This window comes from Thioclava sp. F42-5, assembly GCF_002213195.1.
GTDB lineage: Bacteria > Pseudomonadota > Alphaproteobacteria > Rhodobacterales > Rhodobacteraceae > Thioclava > Thioclava nitratireducens.
The window spans coordinates 336,516-349,796 of record NZ_NBNZ01000003.1; the positions used below are offsets into that span (position 1 = coordinate 336,516).

The following is a 13,281-nucleotide window of genomic DNA, read 5'->3' on the forward strand; positions in this document are numbered from 1 at the left end:
CCTCCCCGAAGGGTCGCTCTCAATCTTCCATCGGCGTGAGGATCTCGACCTCCTCGCCATCGCGGATCGCGGTATAGAAGCACGACCGGCGATTGGTGTGGCAGGCCGGGCCTTCCTGCTCCACCAGCACCAGAAGCGTGTCGCGGTCGCAATCCACCCGCATCTCGCGCAGGCGCTGCACATGGCCCGAGGTCTCGCCCTTTACCCAGAACGATTGCCGCGAGCGCGACCAATAGGTTACGCGCCCTGTTTCGAGTGTCCTCGCAACGCTCTCAGCGTTCATCCATGCCATCATCAGGATATCGCCGGACAGCGCATCCTGCGCGATGGCGGGGATCAAACCGTTGGCGTCATAGGTCAAGCTGGCGGGATCGAATGGCATCGGCTCTTTCCTTCCTGTGGCTCAGGTCCTATCTACGCCGGACGGGCCGAAGGGGAAAGAGATGAGCGACACCGATCTGATCAAGCTCTATTCGCAGCGTATTCTGGCGCTGGCCGCCGATATGCCGGGCACCGATCCGCTGCCCGAGCCCGACGTGACCATGCGCAAGCGCGCGCCGCTTTGCGGCTCCACAGTCGAAGTCGCGCTGACCTGCGCAGACGGCCGCGTGACCGGCTATAGCCAGACCGTACATGCCTGCGCGCTGGGTCAGGCCTCGGCTGCGATCTTCGGGGCCCAGGTCGTGGGCCGCACGCGCGATGAGATCGCGAAGCTGCGCGATCAGCTGGCCGAGATGCTCAAGGGCGGCCCTGTCCCCGATGCGCCCTTCGGCGATTATGAAGTACTGCAAGCCGCGCGCGACTACCCCAACCGGCATGGCTCGATCCTGCTCGCCCCCGAGGCGACGCTCGAAGCGCTCGAGCAGTGCTGAGCCGCTAAACTCTCTCCTACGCGATAAAAAAGCCGCCACTCGAAAGAGCGGCGGCTGAAGGTTGCGCTTTACGGACAGGCGGGGCCTGGGGGACAGGCAAAGCCGCGGGTTTGGGACAGGTGCGGCAGCCAAAAAGCGCGAGGCAGTAACGATGAGACAGGTCGGGCTTAGAGGAGCCCCGGCAGCCAAAGCGCCATGATGAAACTTGCGCAAAGCGCGATGCCCCCTACGGCGTCGGCCAGCAGCGTGCTGTGATTGCGGTCGAGAAGCTCCTTGATTTCCTTGGCCATCTGGCACCTCCATTCCCTCTGTTGCTACTTTGTTCTCATAATTGACGTCGCGTGTAAAGAACTTTTTAGGAACATTTGAGAACACTAGGGGGAGAACGTGAGTCGAACCGGGCTCAGCCGATGCCGATCAGGCGGATCGCGCGGTCCTGTTCCATCAGCCACAGCAGCACCCGCGCCGCCTGTCCGCGCGGGCCGCTCAGCTCGGGATCGTCGGACAGGAGCTTGCGCGCATCCGACTGCGCCACCGCCATCAGACCGGCCTGACGTTCAAGGTCCGCCACGCGGAAACGCGGCAGGCCCGACTGCGCCGTGCCGATCACATCGCCCGCGCCCCGCATGGCGAGGTCTTCCTCCGCGATGCGGAACCCGTCCTCGCTTTCGCGCAGGATCGACAGGCGTCGTTCTGCCGTCTCGCTCAGCGGGCTCTGGTAGATCATCAGGCAGGTCGAGGCCGCAGCGCCGCGCCCGACCCGCCCGCGCAGCTGATGGAGCTGCGCGAGACCGAAACTCTCGGCCCGCTCGATCACCATGATCGAGGCGTTGGGCACGTTCACGCCCACCTCGATCACCGTCGTCGCGACCAGCACCCGGGTCTGCCCCTTCACGAAGGCCGCCATCGCGGCGTCTTTCTCGGCGGAGGGCATCTGGCCGTGAACCAGCCCCACGACATCGTCGCCAAGCGCTGCGCGCAGCGCCAGAAAGCGGTCGGTGGCGGAGCTCAGATCGACCCGCTCGCTCTCTTCGACCAGCGGGCAGACCCAATAAGCCTGCCGCCCCTCGGCCACCGCCTTGCGCAGATGCTCGACCACCTCTCCCATCCGCTCCATCGCGACGAGCGCGGTCTTGACCGGCGTCCGACCCGGTGGCTTCTCGTCGAGAAGGCTCACATCCATGTCACCATATTGCGCCAGCGCGAGCGAGCGCGGGATCGGCGTCGCGGTCATGACCAGCACGTCGACCGCCTGCCCCTTGGCACCCAGCTCCATCCGTTGCGCCACACCGAAGCGATGCTGTTCGTCGATCACGGAAAGCCGCAAATCCTGAAATTCCACGTCTTTCTGAAAAACCGCATGGGTGCCCACGAGGATACCAATCGCGCCCGAGGCCAGATCGGCGAGCTTGCGCGCCCGCTCCGCCCCCTTGTCGCGTCCGGTCAGAATCTCCAGCCGGACGCCCGCCGCCTCGGCCAGCGGCGCCAGACCTTCCAGATGCTGGCGCGCGAGAATTTCCGTGGGCGCCATCATCACGCCCTGCCCGCCAGCCTCGACCGCCGTCAGCAGCGCCATGAAGGCGACCAGCGTCTTGCCCGCGCCGACATCGCCCTGCAGCAGCCGGTTCATTCGCCGCTCGGAGCCCATATCGCCCGCGATTTCGGCGATCGCGCGGGTCTGCGCACCGGTCGGCTTGTACGGCAGGCTGGCCAGAACCTGCGCCGAGAGCTTGCCGGTGCCGCGCGTCACCCGACCCTTCTTGCGTCGCGACTGGCGTCGGGCGAGCGCGAGTGTCATCTGATGCGCGAAAAGCTCGTCATAGGAGAGGCGCGCGCGCGCCGGCGCTGTGGCCGCGAGATCGTCAATCTTTTCAGGGTGATGCGTTGTTTGCACCGCGTCGCGCCAATCCGGCCAGCCCTCGCGGCGTTTGAGCGCAGCGTCGATCCATTCGGGCAGGTCCGGCGCACGCGCCAAGGCCCCCTCCGCCGCCTTCGCCATCAGCTTTTGCGTGACGCCCGCGGTGAGCGGATAGACCGGCTCGAAGCGGGGCATCTCGCCCGCATTTTCGGGCGGCAGGATGTAATCGGGATGCACGATCTGCGCCTGCCCGTCATAAATCTCGAGCTTGCCCGAAATGATCCGCCGCGCCCCGTTGGGCATCTGTTTCGCGAGCCAGTCGCCCCGCGCGCGGAAGAAGACCAGCGTGATGTCGCCCTGCGCGTCATGGCATAGAACCCGGTCTGGCGCGCCCTGCTTGCGCGCAGGACTATGGGCGCCGATCGTCACTTCGACGGTGACTGTGGTGCCCGCGGGCACGCCTTGCACGGTCGCGACAGGACGGCGGTCGATCACCGAATAGGGCAAGGTGAACAACACGTCGCGCGGGCGGGTGATCCCCAACCCTTCGAAATGCTTGGCCGTTTTCGGACCAACGCCCGCGAGACTGTCGAGCTCGGCGAAGAGCTCGAACAGTTCGGAGGGCCGGGTGCTCATGCGCCCCCCGCGAGCGCGATCCATTCATCCTCGTCGATGACGCGGATGTTCAACTCGGCCGCTTTCTTGGCTTTCGATCCAGCGCCCGGCCCCGCGACGAGCAGGTCGGTCTTGGCGCTGACGGACCCCGAGACCTTCGCGCCAAGCGCCTCGGCCCGCGCCTTCGCCTCGGCCCGGGTCATCTTCTCCAGCGTGCCGGTGAAAACCACGGTGAGGCCCGAAACCGGACTGTCGGATTTCGGCTTCTCGGCCTCCTCGACACTCAGATGTGCGGTAAGACGGTCGATCGAGGCGCGCTCGGCCTCTTGCTGGAACGTCGTCACGACCGAGGTCGCGAGTGTCTCGCCGACCCCGTCGATCGAGATCAGATCGTCCCATTCCGGGCCCTGGCCGCAGTCTGCCTGCGTCATCGCGGTCTCGAATGCGTCCCATGTGCCGTAATGTGTGGCAAGCATCCCTGCGCTCGTCTCACCGACATGACGGATGCCGAGCGCGAAGATCAGGCGTTGCAGCGGAATCCTGCGTTTCTCTGCGATGGCGGCAAAGAGGTTGCGCGCCGATTTCTCTCCCCAGCCCTCGCGGTTCTTGAGCTGCTGGATGCCCTGCCCGTAGCGCTCTTCCAGCGTGAAGATGTCGGCGGGTTCCTTGATCCAGCCATCCTCGTAGAATTGCTCGACCTGTTTCGCGCCGAGACCTTCGATGTCGAAAGCCGCGCGCGAGACGAAATGTTTCAGCTTTTCGACCGCTTGCGCGGGGCAGATCAGCCCGCCGGTGCAGCGGCGCACCGCATCGCCCTCTTCGCGGATCGCCTCGGATCCGCAGCGAGGGCAATGGGTCGGAAAGTCGTAGGGCACCGCGTCTTCGGGGCGGCGCGCGAGATCGACATCGGCGATCTTCGGGATCACGTCCCCCGCGCGATAGACCTGCACCCAGTCGCCGACGCGGATATCCTTGCCGCCGCGAATTTCCGCGCCCTTGGAATCGCGCCCGGCGATGTAATCCTCGTTATGCAGCGTCGCGTTCGAGACGACCACGCCGCCCACCGTCACCGGCGTCAGCCGCGCGACCGGCGAGAGCGCGCCGGTGCGACCGACCTGAATGTCGATCCCTTCGAGCTGCGTCCAGGCAAGCTCGGCGGGGAATTTATGCGCGATCGCCCAACGCGGCGTGGTCGAGCGGAAGCCGAGGCGGCGCTGCAGCGCGAGGTCGTTCACCTTGTAGACGACGCCGTCGATATCGTAGCCGAGCGTGGCGCGCTTTGCCTCGATCTCGCGGTAATGGGCGAGCATGTCAGCAGGTCCGTCGCAAAGCTCGGTCAGCGGGTTGGTCTGGAAGCCGAGGGATTGCAGCCGCGCGATGGCCTCGATCTGGGTCTCGGCCAGCGGCGCGGAAAGCTCCCCCCAGGCATAAGCAAAGAACTTCAGAGGGCGCGACGCGGTCACTTTCGGGTCGAGTTGGCGCAAGGATCCAGCGGCGGCGTTGCGCGGATTGGCGAAACGCTTTTCGCCCGCGGCCTCGTTGCGGCTGTTGAGCGCGTCGAAATCGGCATGGCTCATATAGACTTCGCCGCGCACTTCCAGCACGTCCGGCGCATCCGCGATCGAGGTCGGAATGTCGTCGATGGTGCGTGCGTTCTCGGTCACGTTCTCGCCGACCGCACCGTCGCCGCGCGTGGCGGCATGGATCAGCTTGCCCTTCTCGTAGCGGATCGAGAGCGACAGCCCGTCGATCTTCGGCTCGGCCGTGTAGTTTAGCTTTGCGTCGGATTTCAGACCGAGGAAGCTGCGGACGCTTTCGTCGAACTCGGTCACCTCCTCGTCAGAAAAGGCATTGGCCAGGCTCATCATGCGGATCGCATGGGTGATCTTGCCGAAGCCTTCCGCGAGTTGGCCGCCAACCTGTTCGGTGGGCGATTGCTCGGATTTCAACGCGGGAAATTTCGCCTCGATCGCTGCGAGGCGTTGCTTGAGCGCGTCATATTCCGCATCCGAAATCTCGGGCGCATCATGAGTATGATAGGCGGTATTGGCCGCCTCGATCTTGGCGATCAGGCTGGGCATTTCTGCGCGGGCCTCGGCCTCGCTCAGCGCGTCGATCTCGGTGCGGCTTGGCTCGGACATGGAAAACCCCCTCGTGCTGACCTTGGTTTAGGCAAGCGCCGAGGGGGCGTAAAGAGCCGTGACGACGGAGATCGCCGGCTTTGTGAAGTCAGGCGCCCATGGCGATGCGCCGCTCCAACTCCGAAGGGTCGGGATCGCGCAGCACGTAGCCACGGCCCCAGACGGTTTCGATGTAATTCTCGCCCTCGGTGGCATCGGCGAGTTTCTTGCGCAGCTTGCAGATGAAAACGTCTATGATCTTCAATTCAGGCTCATCCATGCCGCCATAGAGGTGGTTGAGGAACATCTCCTTCGTCAGGGTCGTGCCTTTGCGCAGGCTCAGGAGTTCGAGCATCTGGTATTCCTTGCCGGTCAGATGCACCGGTTTGCCATCGACCTCGACCGTCTTCGCATCGAGATTGACCGAGATCTTGCCGGTGCGGATGATCGACTGCGCATGGCCCTTGGACCGGCGGATGATCGCGTGAATACGCGCCACCAGTTCCTCGCGGTGAAAGGGCTTCGTCATGTAGTCATCGGCGCCGAAGCCGAATCCCTTGATCTTGTTTTCGGTATCGTCGGCCCCGGTGAGGATCAGAATCGGCGTGTCGATCTTCGACAGGCGCAGCTGGCGCAACACCTCGTGCCCGTTCATGTCGGGCAGATTGAGGTCAAGCAGGATCAGGTCGTAATCGTAGAGTTTCGCGAGATCGATGCCTTCTTCACCCAGATCGGTGCAATAGACGTTGAGATTCGCATGGGTCAGCATCAATTCGATACTGCGCGAGGTCGTCGGGTCGTCTTCCACCAATAAAATACGCATTCTGGGTTCTCCGCATTAATCCCTCGATCAGGTCGAGACTTACATCAAATGGTTAACACCGGGTTACCTTCTCACGTTTCCGCGAGGGTGCAACCTAAAGCTGTTTGAGCTTCTGGATCGCGGTCACCTTAAGCCCTTGAATCCCGTGCCTTTCGATCGCTTCGATCCAGAGGTCGAGCTCCTCGTCGGAGAGCCCGTAGCGCTCCAGCACCTCATCGCGCGAGATCAGATCATGCGCGACCGCCTGCACGATTACGGCTTTTCGGCTCGCCACCCATCTTCGGGTTTTCGGAGAAGGCAGATCGGCACGGGTCAGGATCGTGCCGTCGGCGAGGGTCACCGCGCGCGGGCCGTCGACTTTCTTGAGATACATGGGCTCACCCCTTCAAGCTCTTCACGCCGGCCACATTGGTGCGCACGCCGTTAACACTGCGTGAAACGCGGGGTTGAGAGTGGGTCGCATTTTCCTATATTGCTGCACGTCTCGTTAAAGGACGCTTCATCATGCCCAAGGATCTGCCGCTCAATTCGCTCGGTTTCGCCAAACCGCCCGCGGACACCCGCGTCGTCGTCGCCATGTCGGGCGGCGTCGATAGCTCGGTCGTGGCCGCGAAACTCGCCGAGGAAGGCTATGACGTGGTGGGCGTGACGCTACAGCTTTACGACCACGGCGCGGCGCTGGCCAAGAAAGGCGCGTGCTGCGCGGGGCAGGATATCCACGATGCCCGCCGCGTCGCCGAGGAGATGGGCTTCCCGCATTACGTGCTCGATTACGAGAACACGTTCCGCGAGGCGGTGATCGACGAATTCGCCGACGCCTATCTGGGTGGCGCGACGCCGGTGCCCTGCATCCGCTGCAACGAGCGCGTGAAGTTCAAGGATCTGCTGGAGACGGCGAAGGATCTCGATGCCGATTGCATGGCGACGGGCCATTACATCCAGCGCAAGGACGGCGCGGCCGGGCCCGAGTTGCATTGCGCAGCCGATCCGAACCGCGATCAGAGCTATTTCCTTTTCTCGACCACGCCGGAGCAGCTCGATTACCTGCGCTTCCCGCTGGGCCACCTGCCCTCGAAGGATGCGACGCGGGAACTGGCGGCGAAATACGGGCTGGCGGTGGCCGACAAGCCCGACAGTCAGGATATCTGCTTCGTGCCGAACGGGAACTACGCAAGCGTCATCGAGAAGCTGCGCCCCGGCGCCGCCGATCCCGGCGATATCGTCGACATGGAGGGCAACGTGCTCGGCCAGCATCGCGGCGTGATCCATTACACGATCGGTCAGCGGCGCGGGCTCGGCATCGGCGGACTGGAAGATCCGCTTTACGTTGTGAAGCTCGACCCCGAGACGCGCCATGTCGTCGTCGGCCCCAAAGAGGCGCTGTCGACCCGCACCATCCCCGTGCGCGAGATCAACTGGCTAGGCGACGAGCCCTTCACCTCGCGCGAGGAATGGCACCTGAAGGTCAAGGTCCGCTCGACCCGCCCGCCGCGCGAGGCGATCATCCGCCCCGTCTCGGAGACCGAGGCCGAGGTCGAACTGGTCGTGCCAGAGGAAGGCGTCAGCCCCGGACAGGCCTGCGTGTTCTACGCGCCCGAGGACAGCCGCATCTTCGGCGGCGGCTGGATCTACAAGAAGTAAGCCCGCAGACTGCCCGCAAGCGGCACTGCGCGCGGCGAGCCCCTTCGGCTTGCCGCGCCAACGCGTTTTCGGATCGCTCAGACCGGCACGCCGCCGAGGCTCACCCCGTGCTTGCCGACCCGAGTCGTCACTTTTTTCCGACCGCCTTGGCGAGCGCTTCGCCCTCTTCGGTGGCAGAGCGCACCGCGCGTTCCGCGATCCCCGTCATCGAGGTGGCGAGCTTGGTCATCTCGGCGGTGTAATCGCTGGCCGTACGCTGCCAGAACTCACCCCAGAGCGTCATCGCGCGCATCGGATCGGCAGTTTCCGACAGCTGGTTGACCATCTCCTGATCACGCTCGAACCGGGCTTTCAGGAATTCGAGCAGTTCGATGTTCTGCGCGATCATCGATTCCATCATTTTGAGCTGCGGTGCCATCACCGAGCTTACCGAACCCATATCCGGCACCGGCATGCAGCCGGCCATGTTCATGCCGGGTGGGGATTTCTTCTCTGCCATGTAAGCCTCCCTTGTGACTGGATAGCGCAACCCTAACATGGGCGCGCCGAAGATCGTTTGATTTGGAACAATCGTCGCGCGAAAAGCTTGCACTAGGGCGATTGCCGAAAATTTGGGCCGGGCGCGCGCCCTCGCGTATGCATTTCGAGCGTTACCGTAAGTGAAAGACCGATGGCCGAGCCGCTTCTGATCCCGCGCCCCGAGGGGCTCTATTGCCCGAGCGGCAATTTCTACATCGACCCGAGTCGTCCCGTGGCGCGTGCGCTGATCACGCATGGCCACGCCGATCACGCGCGCGCAGGCCACGGGCATGTACTGGCCACGCGCCAGACGCTGGAGATCATGGCGATCCGCTATGGCGAGGATTTCGCAGGACAGCGGCAGGCTTACGAGGGGCCGCTCTCGGTGGGGGGCGTGGATGTCAGCTTTCATCCGGCGGGGCATGTGCTGGGCTCGGCGCAGATCGCGATCACGCATAAGGGGCAGCGCATCGTGGCCTCGGGCGATTACGCGCGCGTCGCGAACCCGTCCTGCGCGCCTTTCGAGCCGGTGCCCTGCGACACGTTCATCACCGAGGCCACCTTCGCGCTGCCGGTCTTCAAGCATCCCGATCCTGCCGAAGAGATGGCGAAGCTGATGGCCTCGATGCGCGCAGCCCCCGAGCGACCGCATCTGGTGGGCGCCTATGCGCTGGGCAAGGCGCAGCGCGTCATCATGCTCGCGCGCGAGGCGGGCTATGACGCGCCGATCTACATCCACGGCGCGCTGCAGCGGCTCTGCGACTACCACCTGGAGCAGGGCATCCCCTTGGGCGATCTGCGCCCCGCCACGATGGACAAGGCAGAGGCGCGGGAGCTGCGCGAGGCGCTGGTGATCGCGCCGCCCTCGGCCTTTTCTTCGCCTTGGGTGCAGCGCTTCGCCGACCCGGTGATCTCTTTCGCCTCGGGCTGGATGCAAATCCGCGCCCGCGCCCGCCAGCGCGGGGTCGAGCTGCCGCTGGTGATCTCGGACCATATCGACTGGGTGGACCTTACGCGCACGGTGCGCGAGATCGACCCGTCCGAGCTGTGGATCACCCATGGCCGCGAGGAGGCGCTGATGCGCTGGGCGGAACTGGAGGGGCGCGTGGCCCGTCCGCTCCATCTTGTGGGCTACGAGGAGGAGCCGGAATGAAAGCCTTCGCGGTCCTTCTCGAACGTCTCGCCTTCACGCCCGGGCGCAACGCCAAGATCGACGCGCTGGCCGATTACCTGCGCCACGCGCCCGACCCCGAGCGCGGCTATGCGCTTGCGGCGCTCACCGGAGAACTGGAACTGGGCCGCGCGCAACCTGCGGTGCTGCGCGCGATGGTGGGCGAACGGGTCGATCCCGAGCTGTTCGCGCTGTCCTATGACTACGTAGGCGATCTGGCCGAGACGATCGCACTCATCTGGCCGCAGGAAAACACGCCCCAGGACCTAGATCTGGTGGAGATCGTCGAGACCCTGCAGGACACGCCCAAGACCCGCGTCGGGCCGCTGATCGCCGGGTGGCTTGACCGGCTCGAGCCCTCGGAACGCTATGCGCTCTTGAAACTCGCGACCGGGGGGCTGCGCGTGGGCGTCTCGGCGCGGCTTGCCCGGGTGGCTCTGGCCTCGCTCGGCACGCCCGAACTTGAGGAGATCGAGGAAATCTGGCACGGGCTATCGCCGCCCTATCAGCCGCTTTTCGACTGGATCGAGGGCGGCGAAAAACCCGAGCGCGCAGGTTTTGCGCCGTTCCGTCCGGTGATGCTGTCGACTCCCACCGATCTCGACGCGCTCACCGAGCTGATGCCCGACGACTTCGCCGCCGAGTGGAAATGGGACGGCATCCGCGTGCAGGCCGTGGCCGAGGGCGGCGAGAGGCGGCTTTATTCGCGCACCGGCGAGGATATTTCGGGGGCGTTTCCTGATGTAGTCGCGCATATGGCATTCGATGGCGCGCTCGATGGCGAGTTGATCGTACGGCGCGGCGATCAGGTGGCGCCATTCGGCGATCTGCAGAAGCGGCTGGGGCGGAAATCTCCGGGCAAGGCGATGCTCGCCTCCCACCCGGCGGCGCTGCGGCTCTACGATATCCTGATCGCGGGCGAGGAAGATCTGCGCCCCCTGCCCTTCGAGGCCCGCCGCACCCGGCTGGAGGCGTTTGTTGCTGATCTCAACCCCGAGCGCTTCGACGTCTCGGAACTGCTGCCCTTCGACACTTGGGAGGATCTCGCCGAGTTACGCGAAGCGCCGCCCGAGGTGGTGATCGAGGGCGTGATGCTGAAACGTCGCGATACGCCCTACATGGCGGGCCGCCCCAAGGGGCCGTGGTTCAAGTGGAAGCGCGACCCGCGGATCATCGACGCAGTGATCCTCTATGCGCAACGCGGGCATGGCAAACGCTCTGGCTTCTATTCCGATTTCACCTTCGGCGTCTGGGAGGGAGAGCATCTCGTGCCCGTGGGCAAGGCCTATTCCGGCTTTACCGATGAGGAACTGCGCAAGCTCGACCGTTTCGTGCGCAATCACACGGTGGAACGCTTTGGCCCGGTGCGATCCCTGTCACCCGATCTGGTGGTGGAGGTCGCCTTCGAAGGGCTCAACCGCTCCACCCGACATAAATCCGGCGTCGCGATGCGCTTCCCGCGCATCTCGCGAATCCGCTGGGACAAACCCCCAGGTGAGGCCGACCGGATCGAGACGCTGCGCGCGATGCTGCCCGAGGTCGAGCAGCCCTAGCGGGTCAGCACGTACGCCCCCGGCGCATCGCAGAGCGCGCGGTATTTGCGCCCCTTGCCCATCGGGGGCGGCGCGATCTCGGACCCGTCCCCGGTCTTGCGCAGCCATTTCGCCCAAGGCTCCCACCACGACCCTTCGCGGGGCGCACATTCCGAGGCCCAGTCCACGGCGGAGGGATGCGGCATGCCGGGGCGATGCTCCATCAGGCGGTAATGCGCCCGCGGCGCACCCGGCGGACGCACGATCCCGGTATTGTGCCCGCCCGAGACCAGCGCGAAATTCACCGCTCCCGGCAGAGACCATGTCAGCTTGAAGACCGAGTGCCACGGCGCGATGTGATCGGCCTCGGTCGCGACGGCGAAGACCGGCGTCTCGATATCCTGCAGGAAGACCGGCACGCCGCGCGTATCCATTCGTCCCTCTGCCAGATCATTGTCGAGAAACAGCCGGCGCAGATATTGCGAATGCATCCGGTAGGGCATCCGCGTCGCGTCGTGGCTCCACGAGGCCAGCGCGCTGTCCGTCTCGCGCTCGCCCATCAGGTAGGTATGAACCGCCTGCGACCAGATCAGATCCTTCGACTTGAGCATGGTGAAAGTACCCGCCATCGCGGTCTTGTCGAGATAGCCCTCCTCCCACATCATATCTTCGATCAGGCTCAGCTGGTCTTCATTGGTGAACAGGCTCAGCTCCCCGGCCTCGGTAAAATCGACCTGTGCAGCCAACATCGTCAGCGAGGCCAGCCGTTCGTCGCCATCGCGCGCCATCGCCGCCGCCGCGACCGACAGGAGCGTCCCGCCGAGGCAATAGCCCAACCCGTGAACCTTCTCCGCACCGGTGATCGCGCAGACCGCATCGAGCGCCGTCATCACGCCCTTCTCGCGGTAATCGTCGAAGCCGAGATCGCGGTCGCCCTCGTCGGGATTTTTCCAAGAGATCGCGAAAACGGTGAAGCCTTGCCCCACGAGCCAGCGGATCAGCGAATTCGTCTCCTCCAGATCGAGGATGTAATATTTCATGATCCAGGCCGGCACGATCAGCAGCGGCACCGAATGGACCTTCTCGGTGCGCGGTTCGTATTGCAGCAGCTCGATCAGATCGTTGCGCAGCACCACCTTGCCCGGCGTCAGCGCGACATCGGTCCCCGGGATCAGCGTGGGTTCCGGCTTGGTATCGCCGGTGAGCGCCTTGACCGCATCCTCGCCCCAATAGCGCGCCCCGCGCAGGAGGTTCACCCCGCCTTCCTTCAACGTCCGCTCGATCACTCGCGGATTGGTCGCGATGAAATTCGTGGGCGCCACCATGTCGAGCCATTGGCGCGCGTAAAACTGCATCATCTGTTCGTGCCGGGCCTCGACCCCGCGCACGTCCGTCGTGGCGTTGTGCCACCATTGCTGGGCATGCAGGAAACTCTGCGCGTAGAGGGAGTACGGAAACTGCTGCCAGTCGGGCGCGGAGAAACGGCGGTCCTGCGGCAGCGGTTCGAGCGGCTGCGCCTCGACATCGTCGCTGCTGTGCGGCGCCATTGCGCGCAACAGGTGCATCCATTTGCGCCCGGCCTTCCAGCCAAGCTCGGCCTGTTTGCCGGGGCTGAGGGCCAGATGCGTCGCCCAATCGGCCCAGGCGAGGCTCAGCGAGATCGGAGACAGCCCGCCCTCGGCCCGGCCCATCAACGCGTGAGAGAGACGGTCGAGCGCCTCGAAGGAGGCCAGCGCCGCGCTGTGTTCCTCGGTCCGGGGCTGATCGACGCCCGCGAGCTTGCTCACCACATTGGCCGATCCCGCGCCCGCCGTCGCGCCCTTGCGCGGCGACCCCTTGCGTGACGTCCCCTTGCGCGGCGGCACCTTGTCCCCGGCCAGATCCTTCATCCCGCTGTCTCCTGCCTGTGCGATTCCACGCCAAACCTAGCGCAGAAAGCATGACATTGGTTTGACCTGACGCAAGGGAGGACGCGCCCGCGGCACCTCACGGAAAACCGGCGCGATCTCACATGAACGGGAGGCGAATGAAATATCGGAACTGCGGCATTGCTGCATCGGTTCTCCCTGCACATCTCGAGACGCAAGGGCATAGGCAAGATGGCAGGCCGGGATACGCCACCCCCCGGAC

General features: G+C 64.8%; 12 protein-coding genes. 4 read left to right on the forward strand and 8 right to left on the reverse strand.

All coding sequences use genetic code 11. The features are described 5' to 3' along the window. Window positions 1-19: 19 nt before the first annotated feature. Complete coding sequence (gene hisI / locus B6V74_RS11050; RefSeq protein WP_075774870.1) at window positions 20-382, reverse strand: phosphoribosyl-AMP cyclohydrolase; 363 nt, start codon at window positions 380-382, stop codon at window positions 20-22. Window positions 383-443: 61 nt separating this feature from the next. Between hisI and B6V74_RS11055 the strand changes: the two genes are divergently transcribed. Further along, window positions 444-872 carry an iron-sulfur cluster assembly scaffold protein gene (locus tag B6V74_RS11055; protein ID WP_075774871.1) on the forward strand — a complete coding sequence of 143 codons (429 nt, stop codon included), beginning with the start codon at window positions 444-446 and terminating at the stop codon, window positions 870-872. A 167-nt stretch (window positions 873-1,039) separates the two neighbouring features. On the opposite strand, the gene B6V74_RS19220 is transcribed toward B6V74_RS11055, so the two are convergent. The 5 genes from B6V74_RS19220 to B6V74_RS11075 form a co-directional block, all read right to left on the reverse strand. Next, window positions 1,040-1,162 (reverse strand): hypothetical protein, encoded by a 123-nt coding sequence (locus B6V74_RS19220; protein WP_255266459.1) that lies wholly within the window; start codon window positions 1,160-1,162, stop codon window positions 1,040-1,042. 113 nt (window positions 1,163-1,275) lie between these two features. Next, window positions 1,276-3,366, reverse strand: coding sequence for an ATP-dependent DNA helicase RecG (recG, locus tag B6V74_RS11060; RefSeq protein ID WP_088722867.1), 2,091 nt, complete (start codon window positions 3,364-3,366; stop codon window positions 1,276-1,278). Next, the gene (gene ligA / locus B6V74_RS11065; protein WP_088722807.1) at window positions 3,363-5,486 is read right to left on the reverse strand and encodes an NAD-dependent DNA ligase LigA; all 2,124 of its coding nucleotides are present in this window, start codon (window positions 5,484-5,486) and stop codon (window positions 3,363-3,365) included. The genes recG and ligA overlap by 4 nt, the downstream gene beginning before the upstream one ends. 88 nt (window positions 5,487-5,574) lie before the next feature. After that, window positions 5,575-6,288 (reverse strand): response regulator transcription factor, encoded by a 714-nt coding sequence (locus B6V74_RS11070; protein ID WP_075774873.1) that lies wholly within the window; start codon window positions 6,286-6,288, stop codon window positions 5,575-5,577. A 94-nt stretch (window positions 6,289-6,382) separates the two neighbouring features. Then, window positions 6,383-6,661, reverse strand: a complete 279-nt coding sequence (locus B6V74_RS11075; RefSeq protein WP_075774874.1) for a DUF1153 domain-containing protein — start codon at window positions 6,659-6,661, stop codon at window positions 6,383-6,385. A 131-nt stretch (window positions 6,662-6,792) separates the two neighbouring features. Between B6V74_RS11075 and mnmA the strand changes: the two genes are divergently transcribed. Further along, on the forward strand, window positions 6,793-7,929 hold the full coding sequence (gene mnmA / locus B6V74_RS11080; RefSeq protein WP_088718572.1) for a tRNA 2-thiouridine(34) synthase MnmA: 1,137 nt from the start codon (window positions 6,793-6,795) through the stop codon (window positions 7,927-7,929). Window positions 7,930-8,056: 127 nt separating this feature from the next. Here mnmA and B6V74_RS11085 read toward each other — a convergent pair whose 3' ends face one another. Next, a complete protein-coding gene (locus B6V74_RS11085) occupies window positions 8,057-8,428 on the reverse strand; it encodes a phasin family protein (RefSeq protein WP_075774876.1) in 372 nt (123 codons plus the stop codon). 171 nt (window positions 8,429-8,599) lie between these two features. Here B6V74_RS11085 and B6V74_RS11090 point away from each other — a divergent pair, with 171 nt between their 5' ends. Both B6V74_RS11090 and B6V74_RS11095 read left to right on the forward strand, forming a co-directional pair. Beyond that, window positions 8,600-9,601, forward strand: coding sequence for a ligase-associated DNA damage response exonuclease (locus B6V74_RS11090; protein WP_088722809.1), 1,002 nt, complete (start codon window positions 8,600-8,602; stop codon window positions 9,599-9,601). After that, complete coding sequence (locus tag B6V74_RS11095; RefSeq protein ID WP_088722810.1) at window positions 9,598-11,172, forward strand: cisplatin damage response ATP-dependent DNA ligase; 1,575 nt, start codon at window positions 9,598-9,600, stop codon at window positions 11,170-11,172. Before B6V74_RS11090 ends, B6V74_RS11095 begins: the two co-directional genes overlap by 4 nt. Here B6V74_RS11095 and B6V74_RS11100 read toward each other — a convergent pair. Beyond that, complete coding sequence (locus B6V74_RS11100; RefSeq protein ID WP_088722811.1) at window positions 11,169-13,040, reverse strand: alpha/beta fold hydrolase; 1,872 nt, start codon at window positions 13,038-13,040, stop codon at window positions 11,169-11,171. The genes B6V74_RS11095 and B6V74_RS11100 overlap by 4 nt on opposite strands. Window positions 13,041-13,281: the final 241 nt, after the last annotated feature.

Bases quoted from the DNA above. Each gene is read 5' to 3' on its own strand.
- hisI (WP_075774870.1), bottom strand. From the start codon at position 382: ATGCCATTCGATCCCGCCAGCTTGACCTATGACGCCAACGGTTTGATC.
- B6V74_RS11055 (WP_075774871.1), top strand. From the start codon at position 444: ATGAGCGACACCGATCTGATCAAGCTCTATTCGCAGCGTATTCTGGCG.
- B6V74_RS19220 (WP_255266459.1), bottom strand. From the start codon at position 1,162: ATGGCCAAGGAAATCAAGGAGCTTCTCGACCGCAATCACAGCACGCTG.
- recG (WP_088722867.1), bottom strand. From the start codon at position 3,366: ATGAGCACCCGGCCCTCCGAACTGTTCGAGCTCTTCGCCGAGCTCGAC.
- ligA (WP_088722807.1), bottom strand. From the start codon at position 5,486: ATGTCCGAGCCAAGCCGCACCGAGATCGACGCGCTGAGCGAGGCCGAG.
- B6V74_RS11070 (WP_075774873.1), bottom strand. From the start codon at position 6,288: ATGCGTATTTTATTGGTGGAAGACGACCCGACGACCTCGCGCAGTATC.
- B6V74_RS11075 (WP_075774874.1), bottom strand. From the start codon at position 6,661: ATGTATCTCAAGAAAGTCGACGGCCCGCGCGCGGTGACCCTCGCCGAC.
- mnmA (WP_088718572.1), top strand. From the start codon at position 6,793: ATGCCCAAGGATCTGCCGCTCAATTCGCTCGGTTTCGCCAAACCGCCC.
- B6V74_RS11085 (WP_075774876.1), bottom strand. From the start codon at position 8,428: ATGGCAGAGAAGAAATCCCCACCCGGCATGAACATGGCCGGCTGCATG.
- B6V74_RS11090 (WP_088722809.1), top strand. From the start codon at position 8,600: ATGGCCGAGCCGCTTCTGATCCCGCGCCCCGAGGGGCTCTATTGCCCG.
- B6V74_RS11095 (WP_088722810.1), top strand. From the start codon at position 9,598: ATGAAAGCCTTCGCGGTCCTTCTCGAACGTCTCGCCTTCACGCCCGGG.
- B6V74_RS11100 (WP_088722811.1), bottom strand. From the start codon at position 13,040: ATGAAGGATCTGGCCGGGGACAAGGTGCCGCCGCGCAAGGGGACGTCA.